This is a genomic window from Schaalia georgiae DSM 6843 (assembly GCF_000429245.1).
GTDB classification, from domain to species: domain Bacteria; phylum Actinomycetota; class Actinomycetes; order Actinomycetales; family Actinomycetaceae; genus Pauljensenia; species Pauljensenia georgiae.
Map to the genome: position 1 here is coordinate 82,190 of NZ_AUBM01000011.1, position 16,117 is coordinate 98,306.

The 16,117-nt window shown below is 69.6% G+C and carries 16 protein-coding genes and 1 pseudogene; 13 read left to right on the forward strand and 4 right to left on the reverse strand.

What is annotated here, in order from left to right; all coding sequences use genetic code 11:
• The first annotated feature begins 26 nt into the window (after positions 1-26).
• Positions 27-3,566, forward strand: a complete 3,540-nt coding sequence (gene dnaE / locus G447_RS0106725) for a DNA polymerase III subunit alpha (RefSeq protein ID WP_026430506.1) — start codon at positions 27-29, stop codon at positions 3,564-3,566.
• 56 nt (positions 3,567-3,622) lie between these two features.
• Here the strand turns inward: dnaE and G447_RS0106730 are convergent, their stop codons facing one another.
• Positions 3,623-3,856 (reverse strand): RNA-binding S4 domain-containing protein, encoded by a 234-nt coding sequence (locus G447_RS0106730; RefSeq protein WP_005871563.1) that lies wholly within the window; start codon positions 3,854-3,856, stop codon positions 3,623-3,625.
• Between the two features lie 92 nt (positions 3,857-3,948).
• On the opposite strand from G447_RS0106730, the gene G447_RS0106735 reads away from it, so the two are divergent.
• The 11 genes from G447_RS0106735 (at position 3,949) to G447_RS11225 (ending at position 14,190) form a co-directional block, all read left to right on the forward strand.
• On the forward strand, positions 3,949-4,596 hold the full coding sequence (locus tag G447_RS0106735) for a hypothetical protein (protein ID WP_005871546.1): 648 nt from the start codon (positions 3,949-3,951) through the stop codon (positions 4,594-4,596).
• Positions 4,575-5,324: a HisA/HisF-related TIM barrel protein gene (locus tag G447_RS0106740; RefSeq protein WP_005871550.1), complete on the forward strand. Its 750-nt coding sequence runs from the start codon at positions 4,575-4,577 to the stop codon at positions 5,322-5,324. The genes G447_RS0106735 and G447_RS0106740 overlap by 22 nt, the downstream gene beginning before the upstream one ends.
• The gene (locus tag G447_RS0106745) at positions 5,321-6,100 is read left to right on the forward strand and encodes an SseB family protein (RefSeq protein ID WP_005871552.1); all 780 of its coding nucleotides are present in this window, start codon (positions 5,321-5,323) and stop codon (positions 6,098-6,100) included. The genes G447_RS0106740 and G447_RS0106745 overlap by 4 nt, the downstream gene beginning before the upstream one ends.
• Before the next feature lie 46 nt (positions 6,101-6,146).
• The gene (locus G447_RS0106750) at positions 6,147-7,391 is read left to right on the forward strand and encodes an MFS transporter (protein WP_026430508.1); all 1,245 of its coding nucleotides are present in this window, start codon (positions 6,147-6,149) and stop codon (positions 7,389-7,391) included.
• Between the two features lie 250 nt (positions 7,392-7,641).
• A complete protein-coding gene (infC, locus tag G447_RS11210; protein WP_005871548.1) occupies positions 7,642-8,310 on the forward strand; it encodes a translation initiation factor IF-3 in 669 nt (222 codons plus the stop codon).
• Between the two features lie 39 nt (positions 8,311-8,349).
• Positions 8,350-8,544 carry a 50S ribosomal protein L35 gene (gene rpmI / locus G447_RS0106760; protein ID WP_005871559.1) on the forward strand — a complete coding sequence of 65 codons (195 nt, stop codon included), beginning with the start codon at positions 8,350-8,352 and terminating at the stop codon, positions 8,542-8,544.
• 26 nt (positions 8,545-8,570) lie between these two features.
• Positions 8,571-8,951 (forward strand): 50S ribosomal protein L20, encoded by a 381-nt coding sequence (rplT, locus tag G447_RS0106765; RefSeq protein ID WP_026430509.1) that lies wholly within the window; start codon positions 8,571-8,573, stop codon positions 8,949-8,951.
• Between the two features lie 32 nt (positions 8,952-8,983).
• Positions 8,984-9,847 carry a TrmH family RNA methyltransferase gene (locus tag G447_RS11215; protein ID WP_034476659.1) on the forward strand — a complete coding sequence of 288 codons (864 nt, stop codon included), beginning with the start codon at positions 8,984-8,986 and terminating at the stop codon, positions 9,845-9,847.
• Between the two features lie 5 nt (positions 9,848-9,852).
• Positions 9,853-10,848 (forward strand): thiamine-phosphate kinase, encoded by a 996-nt coding sequence (thiL, locus tag G447_RS0106775; protein WP_026430510.1) that lies wholly within the window; start codon positions 9,853-9,855, stop codon positions 10,846-10,848.
• Between the two features lie 61 nt (positions 10,849-10,909).
• Entirely contained in the window at positions 10,910-12,958 is a 2,049-nt protein-coding gene (locus G447_RS11735) for an RND transporter family protein (protein ID WP_051226270.1), read from the forward strand.
• The gene (locus G447_RS11225) at positions 12,955-14,190 is read left to right on the forward strand and encodes a zinc ribbon domain-containing protein (RefSeq protein ID WP_026430511.1); all 1,236 of its coding nucleotides are present in this window, start codon (positions 12,955-12,957) and stop codon (positions 14,188-14,190) included. Before G447_RS11735 ends, G447_RS11225 begins: the two co-directional genes overlap by 4 nt.
• A gap of 56 nt (positions 14,191-14,246) precedes the next feature.
• Here the strand turns inward: G447_RS11225 and G447_RS12380 are convergent, their stop codons facing one another.
• Positions 14,247-14,384 (reverse strand): hypothetical protein, encoded by a 138-nt coding sequence (locus G447_RS12380; protein ID WP_165577601.1) that lies wholly within the window; start codon positions 14,382-14,384, stop codon positions 14,247-14,249.
• 249 nt (positions 14,385-14,633) lie between these two features.
• Between G447_RS12380 and G447_RS0106790 the strand changes: the two genes are divergently transcribed.
• On the forward strand, positions 14,634-15,290 hold the full coding sequence (locus G447_RS0106790; protein WP_026430512.1) for a TetR/AcrR family transcriptional regulator: 657 nt from the start codon (positions 14,634-14,636) through the stop codon (positions 15,288-15,290).
• Positions 15,291-15,474: 184 nt separating this feature from the next.
• Here the strand turns inward: G447_RS0106790 and G447_RS12825 are convergent.
• Both G447_RS12825 and rpmB read right to left on the reverse strand, forming a co-directional pair.
• Positions 15,475-15,658 (reverse strand): annotated as a pseudogene (locus G447_RS12825) (helix-turn-helix transcriptional regulator).
• A 191-nt stretch (positions 15,659-15,849) separates the two neighbouring features.
• Complete coding sequence (gene rpmB, locus G447_RS0106800; RefSeq protein WP_005868098.1) at positions 15,850-16,041, reverse strand: 50S ribosomal protein L28; 192 nt, start codon at positions 16,039-16,041, stop codon at positions 15,850-15,852.
• Positions 16,042-16,117: the final 76 nt, after the last annotated feature.

Sequence of the window (16,117 nt, forward strand, 5' to 3'; positions counted from 1 at the left end):
GTCCCGTCGGCACGTAGAATCGGACCATGGCGTCTGACCCCTTCGTGCACCTCCACAACCACTCCGAGTACTCCATGCTGGACGGAGCGGCGAAAACGCAGGCGATGGCCCAGGAGGCCGCCCGCCTGGGCCAGCCCGCTATCGGTCTGACCGACCACGGGTACCTCTTCGGCGCCTACGACTTCTACACGAACTGCATGTCCGCGGGCGTCAAGCCCATTATCGGCCTCGAGGCCTACGTGACCCCCGGGACATCGCGCTTCGACCGGCACAAGGTAACATGGGGCGAGCCGTGGCAGCGCTCCGACGACGTCAGCGCCGGCGGCTCATACAACCACCTCACCCTGATCGCCTACAGCACCCAGGGCATGCACAACCTGTTCCGCCTGGGGTCCTACGCCTCGACCGACGGCCAGTTCGGCAAGTGGCCGAGGGCCGACAAGGAACTGCTCGCCAAGTTCCACGAGGGGCTCATCGTCTTCACCGGCTGCCCCTCGGGCGCGGTCCAGACCCGCCTGCGCCTGGGGCAGTGGGACGAGGCCGTGGCCGAGGCCGCCGAACTGCGCGACATCTTCGGTCCCGAGAACTTCTACGTCGAGGTCATGGACCACGGCATCGACATTGAGAGGCGCGTCCACTCCCAGGTCCTCGGGATCGCGCGCCTGATGAACGCCCCCCTGGTGGCCACCAACGACTCCCACTACGTGAAGAAGGAGGACCGCAAGATCCAGGACGCCCTCCTGTGCATCAACTCTGGGGCGCGGATCAACGATCCCGACCGCTTCAAGTTCGACGGCGACGGCTACTTCATCCGGCCGTCCGAGGAGATGCGCGAGCTGTGGAGTGAGCTGCCCGGCGCCTGCGACGCCACCCTGGAGATCGCCGAGCGCTGCGACGTCCACTTCACCACCACGAAGGAGGGCGCCAATTACATGCCCGACTTCCCCGTCCCCGAGGGCGAGGACAAGACCTCGTGGTTCGTCAAGGAGGTCGAGCGGGGGCTCAACGACCGCTTCCCGGGCGGCATCCCCGACGACGTGCGCAAGCAGGCCCAGTACGAGGAGGACGTCATCATCTCGATGGGCTTCCCCGGCTACTTCCTCACCGTCGCCGACTACATCAACTGGGCCAAGTCCCAGGGGATCCGCGTGGGTCCTGGGCGCGGCTCGGGAGCGGGTTCCATGGTCGCCTACGCGATGAAGATCACCGAGCTGAACCCTTTGGAGCACGGACTGATCTTCGAGCGCTTCCTCAACCCGGAGCGGATCTCTATGCCCGACTTCGACGTTGACTTCGACGAGCGGCGGCGCGACGAGGTGATCGCCTACGTCAAGCGCAAGTACGGCGAGGACCGCATCAGCCAGGTCGTCACCTACGGGACGATCAAAACCAAGCAGGCCCTCAAGGATTCGGCGCGCATCCTGGGCAAGGACTTCAAGATGGGCGAGCAGCTCACCAAGGCCCTGCCCCCCGCCATCATGGGCAAGGACATCTCCGTGGCGGGGATCTTCGACCAGGGCGACAAGCGCTACGGGGAGGCCGCCGAGTTCCGCAAGTTCTACGAGGACAACCCCGACACCCACGAGGTCGTCCAGTACGCGCTCGGCCTGGAGGGGCTCACCAGGCAGTGGGGCGTGCACGCCTGCGCGGTGATCATGAGCTCCCACACCCTCACCGACATCATCCCCATTATGAAGCGCCCCCAGGACGGGGCCATCATCACCCAGTTCGACTACCCGACGTGCGAGACGCTGGGCCTGCTGAAGATGGACTTCCTGGGCCTGCGCAACCTCACGGTCGTCTCCGACGCGCTGGAGAACATCGCGATCAACGGGAAGGCGGACCCCGACCTCGACCACATCCGCTTCGACGACGCGAAGACCTACGAGCTGCTGGGCCGGGGCGACACCCTGGGCGTCTTCCAGCTCGACGGCGGCGGCATGCGCGACCTGCTCAAGCTCATGAAGCCCGACAACTTCGAGGACATCTCCGCCGTGGGCGCGCTGTACCGCCCCGGCCCCATGGGCGCGAACTCGCACACGAACTACGCGCTGCGCAAGAACGGGCGCCAGGAGATCACGCCCATCCATCCGGAGCTGGCCAAGCCGCTCGAGGAGATCCTGGGGACGACCTTCGGTTTGATCGTCTACCAGGAGCAGGTCATGCAGATCGCCCAGAAGCTGGCGGGCTACACCCTGGGGCAGGCGGACATCCTCCGCAAGGCGATGGGCAAGAAGAAGAAGGAGGTCCTGGACCAGCAGTTCAAGGGCTTCCGCCAGGGGATGGTCGACAACGGCTACTCGGAGGAGTCGATCAAAGCGCTGTGGGACGTGGTCGTCCCCTTCTCCGCCTACGCGTTCAACAAGGCGCACTCCGCCGCCTACGGGCTCGTGTCGTACTGGACGGCCTTCCTCAAGGCCAACTACCCGACCGAGTACATGGCCGCCCTGCTGACCTCGACGAAGGACAACAAGGACCGCCGGGCCCTGTACCTGGCCGAGTGCCGCCATATGGACATCACGGTGCTGCCCCCCGACGTGAACGCCTCGATGGGCAACTTCGCCCCTGACGGGGAGGCGATCCGTTTCGGGCTCAGCGCCGTCCAGAACGTCGGCGGCCCCGTGGTCGAGGCGATCGTGGGCGCACGCGAGGAGAAGGGGCGTTTCGCCTCCTTCCAGGACTTCCTGGACAAGGTGCCCCAGGTGGTGTGCAACAAGCGGACCATTCAGTCGTTGATCCGAGCGGGTTCCTTCGACTCGATGGGGTACACGCGCAGGGCGCTGCTGGCGCGCTGCGACGAGGCCGTGGACGCGGTCATCGACGTCAAGCGCAACGAGGCCATCGGCCAGTTCGACCTGTTCGGCGGGCTCGATGACGGCGCCGGCGGCTCATCGCTGGCGATTGACATCCCCGACCTGCCCGAGTTCGACCGGAAGCAGAAACTGGCCGCCGAGCGCGAGATGCTGGGGCTGTACGTCTCGGACCACCCGCTGCGGGGCCTGGAGGGGGCGCTCGCCCGCCACCAGGACTACGAGATCGCGCAGGTGGTGGGCTCGGAGGGCGCTATGGCCGACCGCGTCGTCAAGATCGCGGGCCTCGTGTCGGGTGTGACGACGAAGGTGACGAAGCAGGGGAACGCGTGGGCGATCGCCACCATCGAGGACCTTTCGGGCTCGGTGGAGGTCCTTTTCTTCCCCCGGGCCTACGAGTCGATCTCCACCTACTTGGCCCAGGACGCGATCGTCGGCATCGAGGGCAAGGTCAACGTGCGCGACGAGGGGATGGCGATCTACGGGCAGTCGATGACGCTGCTCGACCTGTCGAGCGAGTCGGACGCCCCGCTGGACCTGCGCCTGCCCGCATCGCGGTGCACGGCCAAGCTGCTGACGGACCTCAAGGGCGTGCTCGAGTCCTACCCGGGCGCCTCACCGGTGCGCCTCCACGTGAGGGAGCCCGGGCGCGAGACCGTGGTCGAGTTGGATCCCCGCTACCGCGTGGCGCAGACGAACGCGTTCTTCAGCCACATCAAGGCGGTCGTCGGCGCGGGCGGGGTCATCGGGCGCTGAGGGCGCCCGGCCCGGGTCCTGCGGGGTTGGGGCGCCGCCCGCCTGCGTAGCGCGCCCTAGTCGGCGGAGCCGACACGGGCGGCCAAGGCCCCCCAGGGGGCGTCGACCTCGACGAGATCGCCGGGGGAGAGGCGCCGGCCCCGGCGGACCTCCGTGGCGCCGTTGACGCGCACGTCGCCGCCCTGGACGAGCCCGCGGGCCTGCGCGCCGTCCTCGGCCAGGGAGGCGAGCTTGAGGAACTGGCCCAGGCGGATCTGCCCGCGCACGGGGATCTCCGGCGTGTTCGTCACGGTGCCTCCTTATCTGCGGTGGCACCATTGTTGCATTTCGCGCGCCGATGCGTCACAAGTATCCTGGACCCAACGATTACTGAGGAGGAGCCGTGGGCGTCCACGACGACGACATCGATGCCGAATTCGCGAGCCTGGTGGCCCGGATGGGGGACCCCGGCGAGGCGGGGGGTCCGCCGGGACCCGCCCGCGGCCCCGACGACACGCCGGTCGACGAGTCCTTGCACCTGGAAGGGGGGAGGCTGTCGGTCGCGCTGGTCCTGGCCCCCATCGCCCACCCCGAGGTGCTGCACTCGCTGCTGGCGCTGTCGGACGTGCGCGAGTCGGTGGTGCGGCTCAAACCGTGGACCGCGGTGTGGTTGCGGGTGGAGACGACGCCCACCGACGAGGAGGAGCTGGACGTACTGCTCACGGGCACCCGCCCGATGCCGGACGCCGTCGACCGCGTCGCACGCGTCGTGTCGGGCCTGTCGAAGTACGGGGCCGTCGCCCTCATGTCCTGGCTGGTCGAGGGGGACGGCGTGGAGCCCGGAGTGTCCGGGCGGATCTCGGCCCAGCGCTACGTGGCGGGCGAACCGGAGGAGACGATTCCGGCGGGACTGCTCATGGGGTCGATGCCGCAGGCCACCGAGGACCTGCTGCTCGGCCGGACGGCCCCCGCCGACTACTCGGACTCGGTGAGCGCCGCGGGGGAACGCAGGGGCGGGGGGCCCTTCGGATGGTTCAAGAAGAAGAAGTGAGCGCGCGCGGATTCACCGTCCTGCCCGCCGTGGACGTCACCGGCGGCGCGGCGGTGCGCCTGAGCCGCGGCGTCGTCGACTCCGGCGCCTCGTGGGGACCCCCGTCCCACGTCGTGCGCGCGTTCGCCGGGGCGGGGGCCGCATGGGTGCACCTGGTCGACCTCGACCGCGCCTACGGGCGCGGAGACAACGACTCCATCATCCGCGAGACGATCAGGGGCGCCGGCGTGGACATCGAGCTGTCGGGGGGAGTGCGCGACGCCCAGTCGCTGCGCAACGCCCTGGAAATGGGGCCCGCGCGCGTCAACATCGCCACCCAGGCGCTGACGGACATGGACTTCGTGTGCGGCGCGGTGCGCGACCTCGGCCCGCGCGCGGCGGTCTGCCTCGACGTCGAGGGCGAACGCCTCAGAGCCCGCGGGGGCGGGCGCGGCGGGGGGCTGTGGGAGGCCATTGACGCCCTCAACCGCGCCGGTGCGCGCCTGCTCGTCGTCACCGACGTCCACAGGGACGGCATGATGGCAGGGTCGAACATCGAGTTGCTCCAGCGCGTCAGCGGAGCCACGGACGCGGGGATCCTCGCCTCGGGGGGCGTGGACTCCCTCGACGACCTGCGCGCCCTGGCGGCCGTCGACGGAGTCGAGGGCGCCATCGTCGGCAAAGCCCTCTACGAGGGCGCCTTCACTCTGGAAGAAGCGCTCGAGGCCGTGGCGGGGGCGAGGCCATGAGCGGGGGAGCGGGCGCTGTGGAGTTGAGCGGGGAACAGCGGGCCCGCCTGGCCGCCAGGCTTGCGATGCCCGGGCGCGACCGGGCCGACGCGGGCCAGGCCATGGAGAGGACCTCCGCCGCCCTGGCGCTCCCGGCGGGAGCGGACAACGGCGCCGCGCGGCTGGAGGCGCTGGTGGCGGCCCTGGCGGGCGAGCGCGTCATCGTCCCCATCGCCGTCGAGCCCCATCCGCGCACGGACGGCCACCACCCGGAAGCGCGGAACAGCGCTCTGACTGGCCCCGTCGCGTTCGAGCGGGCGCCCACCCCGGCGGGCCCCGCCATCGCCGTGTACTCCAGCGCCGCAGCCCTTTCCGCGCACAGGCCCCGGGAGCGGCCGATGGGCATGGACTTCCGCACCGTCGCTCTGGCCGCCCTGGTCGAGACCGGCGGCCGTGCCGTCATGGATCCGGGTGGAGCGGCTGTCCTGCTGCCGAGGCCAGCGGTGGCCGCCCTTGCCCAGGGGGACCTGTGGCTGCCGTCGTGGCGGGACGGGGCGCTGCGCGCCCTCCTCCACGAGCGCGCCCGCCGCGCCTGCCCGCGGGTGCTCGATGTGCGCCTGTCCTACGCGGGGGAGGGAGTCACCCGGGTCACCGCCGTGATCGACGCCTCCGGGGGCGGGCCGGAGCTTCGGGGGGCCGTGGGGGAGGCCCTCGCCGAGATCGGCAGGACCCCGCGCCTCGTCGCCTCCGCGGACAGCGTGGAGCTGGTGCCCGTGATCGCGGAGCCCCACCAGTAGGAGTACCCCGCCCGCCACGGGCGCCGACGACCGCAGAGGAGCGGGCATGACCTGGACCACGACGCGCAGATCCTCCTACGTCGGCTACATCGTCCAGGCGATCGTCAACAACCTCGCGCCGCTGCTCTTCATCGTCTTCTCCTCGCGCTACGGCATCGGCCTGGCCCAGCTGGGGGCGCTCGCCTCGTTGAACTTCGCCGTGCAGCTCGCCACTGACCTGGCGGCGGCCGCGGTCGTGGACCGCGTCGGGTTCAGGATCCCGATGGTCGCGGCCCACGTCCTGAGCGCGGTCGGCCTGGTCGCCCTGGGCGTCCTCCCATTGCTCGCTGCCCACACCTTCGCCGCCCTGTGCGCCGCAGTCGTCGTCTACGCGATCGGCGGGGGGCTGCTCGAGGTGGTCGTCAGTCCTGTCGTCGAGCACATCCCCGACGACTCGCGCCCCAAGGCGGCGGGAATGGCCCTGCTCCACTCCTTCTACTGCTGGGGGCAGCTGGGGGTCGTCCTGGTCACCACCGGGGCGCTGGCGGTGGTGGGGGAGCAGTGGTGGCCGGCGCTGCCCATCGCCTGGGCGTGCGTGCCGGTCGCCAACGGGATCATTCTGGTGCGCGTGCCCATGCCGGAGACGGTGCCCGAGGCGCACCGCACGCCGCTGCGCGAGCTGGGGCGCTCCGGTGCGTTCCTGCTCGCCCTGGCACTCATGGCGACGGGCGGGGCCGCTGAGCTCACGATGAGCCAGTGGTCGTCCTTCTTCGCCCAGCAGGGCACGGGCGTGGCCAAGCAGGTTGGTGACGTCTTCGGCCCGGGGCTCTTCGCCCTTCTCATGGGCGCGGCCCGCGCCTGGCACGCCACCGCCGGGGCGCGCTTCGACCTGCGCCGCCTGCTGATGGCGTCGGGTGCGGGTGCGTGCGCGTGCTACCTCGTGGCGGCGCTGGCCCCCTGGGCGTGGCTGTCCCTGCTCGGCTGCGCGGGCACGGGCCTTTTCGTCGCCCTCATGTGGCCGGGCACCTTCTCCTTGACAGCGGCCCGTTTCCCCGCAGGAGGCGCAGCGATGTTCGCCCTCCTCGCCCTCGGCGGGGACCTGGGGGCCGCGGTGGGGCCCGGCGCGGCTTCCCTGGTGGCGTCCGCCTCGTCGGCGCTGGGTGCTCCCGCGGCACTGCTGGCCCTGCCTGGGGGCGGGCTGCGGACGGGACTGCTCGTCTGCGCCCTGGTCCCCGCGCTTTTCGCACTGGGCGTCGCCCGATGGAACGATCGCGCTGTGCGTCCGGATATGCCGGGCGCCGGGGAGCTGTGACCAAGAGCATCGGCACTGCGGTTTCGCGCCGGAGCGCCCGCTTTGCTACCCTTGATCTTGACCGTCCGGGTTCACACCCGGAATGCAAGCGGAGGAATCCCACCTGGATCCCCGCCCGGCACCCCGGATGAGGGGTACCGCCGGGACACGGCCCACGGGGCCGGTGAGGGGATCGGGTTCGACGGCGGGCCCCGGCGCGCCGTCGGTAGTGGGTACCTCCGTGCGCGCAGCGTAACGGAGGTTCTTCGTTATGCGAAACAATCCGTGGAAGGAGCCACCCATCAGCGAGACTCGCATCAACGAGCGAATCCGAGTCCCCGAGGTCCGCCTCGTGGGGCCCGGCGGGGAACAGGTCGGCGTCGTCCGAGTGGAGGACGCCCTGCGCCTGGCCGAGGAGGCCGGGCTCGACCTCGTTGAGGTTGCGCCGAACGCCAAGCCGCCCGTCGCAAAACTCATGGACTACGGCAAGTACAAGTACGAAGCCGCCCAGAAGGCTCGCGATGCCCGCCGCAACCAGGCGAACACGCAGCTGAAGGAGATCCGTTTCCGACTCAAGATCGACGACCACGACTTCGCGGTCAAGAAGGGGCACGTCGAGCGCTTCCTCTCCGCCGGAGACAAGGTCAAGGTCATGATCATGTTCCGCGGACGGGAACAATCCCGTCCCGAGGCCGGGGTCCGCCTGCTGCGGCGCCTGGCCGACGAGATCGGGGATCTGGCGACCGTCGAGTCGATGCCGCGCCAGGACGGGCGCAATATGACGATGGTCCTGGCCCCCACCAAGCGCAAGGCTGAGGCCTTGAACGAGCAGCGCAAGCGCCGCGAGGCCGAGCGCGCCGAGCGCCGCGGCAAGCGGGCGGAGCGGGCCAGCAAGGACCAGGCCCGCGCCGCCTCCTTCCGCGCTGAGGACAAGGACTGATAGGCGACGCCCGTCGCCTCATTCACGAAGGAACGAACAATGCCGAAGAACAAGACTCATTCCGGTGCCAAGAAGCGCTTCCGCACCACCGGCTCGGGCAAGATCATGCGCGAGCAGGCCGGCGCCCGCCACCTGCTGGAGCACAAGTCCAGCCGCAAGACCCGCCGTCTGGCCACCGATCAGGTCCTCGAGACCGCTGACGTCAAGCGCGTCAAGCGGCTGCTGGGCAAGTGAAGCGGCAGAGTTAAGGAGTAGAAGAAATGGCACGTGTCAAGCGTTCTGTCAACGCGAAGAAGAAGCGCCGCACCGTCCTCGAGCAGGCATCCGGCTACCGCGGCCAGCGCTCGCGCATGTACCGCAAGGCCAAGGAGCAGGTGACCCACTCCTTCGTCTACGCCTACCGCGACCGCAAGGCGCGCAAGGGCGACTTCCGGCGCCTGTGGATCCAGCGCATCAACGCCGCCTCCCGCGCTGAGGGCCTCACCTACAACCGTTTCATCCAGGGCCTGAACCTGGCCGGCGTCGAGGTCGACCGCCGCATGCTCGCCGAGCTCGCCGTCAACGACCCGGCCGCGTTCACGGCACTCGTGAAGGCCGCGAAGGAAGCCCTGCCGGCCGACGTCAACGCCCCCAGGGCCTGACGCAGGTGGCCCCCTCCTCCGGGCGCCCGCCAGTGCTCGACAATCCGCGCTCCGACCGGGTGCGCAGGGTTGCCGGCCTGAGCGGGCGCCCGGCGCGCTCCCGGGCGTCGGCGATCCTAGTCGAGGGGCCCCAGGCGGTGCGCGAGCTCCTGATCCACCGTCCCGCCTCCGTCCGCGACGTTTACATCAGCGGGGCCGCCCGCCTCGCCCACCCCGATGTCGCGGGAGCAGCCCGCAGTGCCACGCGGTGGGTCCACACCGTCACCGACGAGGTCGCCGCAGCCCTCAGCGCCGACTGCCAGGGCGTGTGCGCCGTCGCCTCCGCCGACGCCGTTGTGCGGGAGTGGCCCGCGGACGGGGGCCTCTACGTCCTCATCGCCCAGGGGCGCGACCCGGGGAACGTGGGCACCATCATCCGTACCGCCGACGCCATGGGCGCCCGGGCCGTGCTGACCGTGGCGGGCACAGTGGATGTCACCAGTCCGAAGGTGGTCCGCGCCAGCGCCGGCTCGGTTTTCCACCTGCCCGTCATCCCCCATCCGGCCTTCGGGGCCGCCGTCGACGCCCTCCATGCCCGCGGTGCGCGGGTGCTGGGCACATCGGGGGGCCCGCGCGCCGTGCCCCTGCCGGAGGTCGAGGAGGACGGCGCCCTCGCCGAACCCCACGCCTGGGCGCTGGGCAATGAAGCGCGCGGCCTGGACCCCGACGAGACGGCCGCCTGCGACCTCCTGGTCGGGATCCCGATGACGGGACTGGCCGAGTCCCTCAACGTCGCTTCCGCTGCGGCGGTCTGCCTCTACGCCTCCCAGTGCGCCCTGGGCGCGGGGCGCCCGGCCGGCGCGGTCGACGGGCACGGAGGGGCACGTGCCGGTACGGTGGTGCGATGGCACGACTGAGGGACATGGACGAGTCCCAGCTCATCAGGGCGTTCCGCGCCCTGCTGCCCACCGGCGAGCGCACTCTCGTCGGCATCGGCGACGACTGCGCCCAGATCGCCGCTCCGGAGGGCTCCTTCCTGGTGACGACCGATGTCATCGTCGAGGACCACCACTTCCACTCCTGGTGGTCGACGCCCTACCAGATCGGCGCGCGCGCGGCCGCGCAGAACCTCTCCGACATCGCTGGAATGGGCGGCCGGGCCTCGGCGCTGGTGGTGTCCGTGTCGGTGTCGAGGGACGCCGACGCCGACTGGCTCCTCGATGTGGTCCGGGGCCTGGGGGACCGGGCCCGCGAGGCGGGGGCGGGCGTGGTCGGCGGCGACCTTTCCGGGGGCGACCGCCTCGTCCTGTCCGTCACCGCCTTCGGATACTGCCAGGGCAGTCCCGTCCTGCGCGACGGCGCGCGCCCTGGGGACACCGTGGGCGTGGCCGGGACGCTCGGATGGTCCTACGCCGGCCTGGACCTGCTGCGCGGGGGAGTGGTCCGCCCGGGGCGGGAACCCTCGGACTTCAGTCCTTTCATCCAGACCTACTGCGCGCCGCGCCCGCCCCTCGAAGCGGGGCCGGCGGCCGCAAGTGCCGGCGCGAGCGCGATGATGGATCTGTCCGACGGGCTCGCCATGGACGGAGGACGCATGGCCCGCGCCTCCGGGGTCGTCATCGAGCTCGACCGGCGCGCCCTGGGGCGCGAGGCGGAAGCGCTGGCCAGCGCCGCCGACGCGTGCGGCAAGGACCCCCTCGACTGGGTGGTCGGCGGTGGCGAGGACCAGGGGATCCTTGCGGCCTTCCCCCCTGGGGCCGCTCTGCCCGACGGCTTCCGGGCCGTGGGCGCCGCCCGGGCGCCCCGGGGCGGCGAAGAGCCGCACATCGAACTCGACGGCGCGGAGGTGTTCGGGCCGTGGGACCATTTCTCAGGCTCCGATGCGAACGCGCATGACCAGATACCAGGAATCGGTTGACGATTCGGTCAATATACTGACACAGTGGAAACATCCATAACGCAGATTCAAGGAGATCTTCATGAGTGACCCGCAGAATCCGCCCCAGGCGCCGTACCCCGGCGGACAGGGCGGCCAGGCCGGTGGGTACACGCCCGCCCCCCAACAGCCCTACGCGCAGGCGGGCGCTGCTCAGCCGACGCAGGGACAGGCCTATCCGGGACCGGGACAGCCCTACCCGGGCCAGCAGCAGGCCCAGGGGCCCTACGGCGCCGCCCCCCAGCAGCCCCAGCGCGCCCAGACCCCAGTCGGGCACCAGATGCAGACCCTGTTCTCCCCCGGAGGCCTGACCACGCTCGCCCTCGAGCTGGCCGTTATCGTCGGCGTGGGGTTGGCCGCGTCCTTGATCGCCTACATCTCCCTGGCCGGTATTCTCTCCGGCGATGGATCCTTCATGCTCATCCCCGTGGGGATCGGCATCTTCACCGGCGCCGGCGCAACGATGTCCGCCAGCGGCTTCGGCATCAGTTTCGGCATGACGATCATCGCGTTCCCGTGGACGGTCATCATCGCCGAGGCTATCCTCCTGCGCTTCCTGCTGAACAAGAGGGTCTGGGAGGACGGCACCATCCGCGAGTCGGTGCCCACTGCGGTGCGCAGCCTTGTCGAGGGCGTCCTGGTCGCCCTGGTGACGACGCTGCTCACAGCGTTCTTCACCGTCGGCAGTAGTTCCAGCGGCTTGCACGCCAACTCTTTCTTCACCTTCCTGGTCGTCCTCCTGGTCGTCGGCCTGTCGAGCTTCACCGCGCGCCAGAAAGCGGCCCAGGTCAATGTTCTGCCGCAGGCGCTCGCTCCCATGCTCACTGAGGTGCGCGCTGCCGCCCGGGTGTTCCTTCCCGTCTTCGGCGCCCTGACCGCTGTGGTCTGCGTGATCTTCGTGATCAGCAACGAGCAGTTCTTCCTGCTGCCTCTCATACTGCTCCTGCTGCCCAACTTCACGATCGCCGTCATCGGTCTCGCCTTCTTCGGTGGTCTTTCCTTCTCTGTCGGCGCCCTCGGCACGAGGACAGGCGTCTTCATGATGGCCTGGGACCTCGCCAATGGCTGGGGTGCTCTGATCATCCTGATCGGCCTTCTCACCATCGTCGCCGCTTCTGTGTCCGTCGGCATCCGCCGTCAGCGCACTTCCGCTCCCGTGTGGAGCCGCACATGGCAGTTGCCGGTCGCGGTGCTGGTCATCATGTTCGCCGGCCTTCTGCTCTTCAACATCAATTCCCTGGGCTCCGCGTCGAGCTTCAGCGGTATAGGCATGTCCGGGTGGAGCCCCGTTGTCATCGCCCTCGCCGCGGGCATCGTGTCCGTTCTGGCCGAGGTCACGCCGAAGCAGTTCGGCACTAACTCGCCCGGCCTGCTCAATCTGTGCGCCGGTCGGCAAGCGGCTGCCACGTGGCTGGCGAGCCCCGAGGTCTACGTGGCACCAGCGGCCAACAAGTACGCCCAGCAGGGCCAGCAGCAGTATGGCCAGCCGGGCCAGTACCCCCAGGGCGGACAGCCCCAGCAGTATGGCCAGCAGGGGCAGTTCCCGCAGAGTGAGCCCCAGCAGTATGGCCAGCAGGGGCAGTTCCCGCAGGGCGAGCCCCAGCAGTACGCGCAACCCGGCCAGTTCCCCCAGGGCGGACAGCCCCAGCAGTATGGCCAGCAGGGGCAGTTCCCGCAGAGTGAGCCCCAGCAGTATGGCCAGCAGGGGCAGTTCCCGCAGGGCGAGCCCCAGCAGTACCCGCAGGCGGGCCAGTACCCCCAGGGCGGACAGCCCCAGCAGTATGGCCAGCAGGGGCAGTTCCCGCAGGGCGAGCCCCAGCAGTACGCGCAACCCGGCCAGTACCCCCAGGGCGGTGCCGCTTCCCAAGTCGGATCACAGCTGGCGGCATCCTCCGCGGACGTCGCGCCGACCGCCGACATCGGGCAGGTGGGGATGCCCCCCGAGTCGCAGGTCCCGCCGACGGCTCCGACGCCAGAAGTGCCGCAGCAGCAGTACTACCAGGCTCCTCAGGGCTACGGCGCGGATCCTGCCCAGACGCAGATGCCGCCGGCCCCCGATTCCGGTGGGAATACGGACGGCCAGCAGCGATGACCACTCCGATCAACCCTGGAGGTGGCCAGGGGTTCACTCCGATCGGCGGCCCCGCGCAAGCGGGGCAGCCGACGGGCGGACCCACGGCCCCGCAGGCCGGTGGTGACGCCCTGGGGCGTCCGGTTGGCCAGCCGCTGCCGCACAGTGGCAGCGGCGCCCAGGGCCAGCAGTCCGGTCTGCCCAACCCCGGCGGCGTGTCGCCCGTGGCGCCCGCCCAGGCGCGCAAGCCGACGGACCCGGCGGCGAAGAAGAGGATCCGGCGCGTCATCGTGGCGCTCTGCGCCCTCGTTGTCGTCGTGATCGCGGGCGTAGTGGCGCTGGCTGTCCTCAACGGTCAGCGCAGTCCCGAGGCGCGCACACGGCAGTACTTGCAGCTGCTCGCCGACGGGAAGGCCGAGGCCGCCACGGCCATGGTGGACCCGGGTATCTCCAACGAGGAGCGGGTCTTCATGACTGACGCGGTCATGCAGGCGGCGGCGGCGCGCATCGAGATCACGGAGGTCAAGGAGTCGCAGGAGAGCTCCAAGAACAAGGGCGACGTGCGCTACGTGACGGCGACCCTGTCCCTGGACGGGCAGCGCTTCACCCACGACTTCGTCCTCACCCAGGGGAAGAAGGAGTTCGGCGTTCTGGACAACTGGCAGATCACGGAGGCCTTCATGCTGAAGGTCGAGGTGAAGGCCAAGGGGATCCCTGCCGTCAGTATCGGGGACGCCACGAAGACGCTTGCCAAGGACGGCAACTCCATCACCGTCTACCCCGGCGTCTATACGGTGTCGGCCGCGAACACGGGGGAGTATGTCACGGCGCCCCCGGTCACCGTGAGCGCTGCGGACGATTTCAGCTCCCGCAGTATCACCTTCGAGGCCGTCTACTCCGACGCCCTCAAGACCGCGGCTCTGGACGCCGCAGTCGCGAAGGTGAAGTCCTGTGGCTCGGTGGAGAACGCCGGGAATCTGGGGGAGGGCTGTCCGTTCTTCCTCCAGTCGAAGACCCTTGCGGTCTTGAGCGTGAAGGAAGTGCCGACCCAGATCGTGGGCGATAAGTACAATCCTGGCTGGTACACTGCGGAGAACGCGGTCTTCACGAAGCAGGAGGGCTCCGGAATCTTCAAGGACAGTGCTCCTGTTGATCTGAAGTACAAGGTGAGCGTTCGTGTGAAGGTTGACGAGAACAACGTCATCAGGATGGGCGCGGACGGCAAACCGCAGTTCGAAGTTTCGGTGGGGTGATCCTTCCCCGGCTCATGAGTGGGTGGCGGCCAGTCAGCAACGACTGGCCGCCACCCCTATTCCCAGCGGTTGTCCGGGCAGCACGCCGCACTGGCAGGTTCCAGGTCCTCGACTGCGGACCCGGGTCCGTGCCCGCTGGCGCCCGCCTCGGCGTCCTCGAAGGTGAGGACCGTCCTCCCCGCGGTCGTCCGCATCCGGCGAGGCGGTGATCGGCACGGCTTCCGGACATTGCGCGGGCAGTGCTGCTACCAACGCTCTCTTCGCCTTGCCTGGCATCGCTGCGGGAATGATCCACGGTTGGAATCCAGGGAGGTTTTCGCCCCGGAGCATTGTCCTCGACAACTTCGGTATTGAAGTGAGCCGTCTTCCAGGTGGTAAGCTCGACGATGAGCGATATCATAAGGTGGTTGAATTGTTGATTATCAGGGAGAAGTAACACGCCCATGACCGGTCGAGCGAAGAGCGCTGGGGCGCGGCGCCCCGGCCGCCCGAAAGCGGGCAGCGAGGACAAGAAAGCGCGCATCCTCTCCGAGGCGATGGTGCTGTTCGCCACGCGGGGCTACGCGGGCACCTCTCTGGCGGACATCGCCGGAGCCTCGGACATCTCCAAGGCCGGCCTGCTCCACCACTTCTCCTCGAAGGACCACCTCCTGGCCGAAGTGCTGGCCGAGCGCGACCGCCATTCGATGCGGCACCTTCCCTCCAGGCGCGAGTCGGCGGCGGACACCCTGGACACTTGGCTGGCGCTCCTCGGGGAGAACGCGGGGGACCCGGAGGGGGTGGCGCTCTACACCGCGATGTCCGGCGCCGTCATCGACAGCCGCCACCAGGCGCACGCCTGGTTCTCGAACCACCTGGACTTCGCGATCTCCTTCCTACAGGACGCCCTTGAGGCGGGCAAGGCCACGGGGGAAGTGCGCCCCGAGGCGCCTTCGGGGCTGATCGCCCGCCACCTGGTCGCCCTTTCGGACGGCATGCAGCTCCAGTGGCTGTGCGACCGCGCAGACGGTGTCGAGGGCGTGGACATGACGGCCGTGATGTCCTATGCGGTGGGCGAGGTCAAACGGCGTTGGCTCGTTGGGGGATCCTGGGGCAGCTGAGTCCTCCGACCGTTCGACCCCTGCGCGTCGCGCGCCAGCTCTAGGACGAGCACGTAACCGCCATTGCCGATCGACGGGAGTACCTGCACCACTTAGGCCCCCGACACACCGGGAGAACCAGGGCCCGCTTGGACCTGAGTGGTGCAATGGCGCGCTAAGTGGTACAGCGGGCGAGGATGGCCGCTCACCTCAGGCGGGGGAAGTGCTCCAGGGAGGAGGCGGACTCCACGGGCACCTCGAAGTAGCGGGTGATGCGCAGGGTCAATGCGCAGGGTCAAGTGGAGCGAGGGTGCGTACTCGCCGCGCTCGAGGTAGCCCACCGTCTGGTAGTGGACGCCGAGCGCCTCGGCGAGTTCGCGGCGGCTCACCCGCTAGCCAGCGCGCAGGATGGCCTGGATGGTTCGGATGCTCATGGGAGGGATTCCTTGTTGACGAGGGGGGACCGTAGGTGGCCCGGCGGCGGCGCGTGGGCACGGCGGGGAATCCGGGTAAGAGGGACGCCCACGGCTCGTGGCCGTGGGCGCTGTCGTTCCGCCCTGGATCGGGCGGTTCCAGTCCTTCAGATCGCGCGGACGACCCGGTCGGACTTCAGGCACTTGGTGCACACGTTGAGGCGCTTGGGCGTCCCATCGACAAGGGCGCGCACGCGCTGGATGTTCGGATTCCACCGGCGGTTGGTGCGAACGTGCGAGTGCGACACGCTCTTGCCGAAGCCGGGTCCCTTACCGCACACGTCACAAACGGCAGCCACGATGATCTCCTCGGTTCTCCATCTCGGTTCAGTCCTCCGCGCTGATCGCGGAGCGCTGGCGGTGTTCCCACCGCGG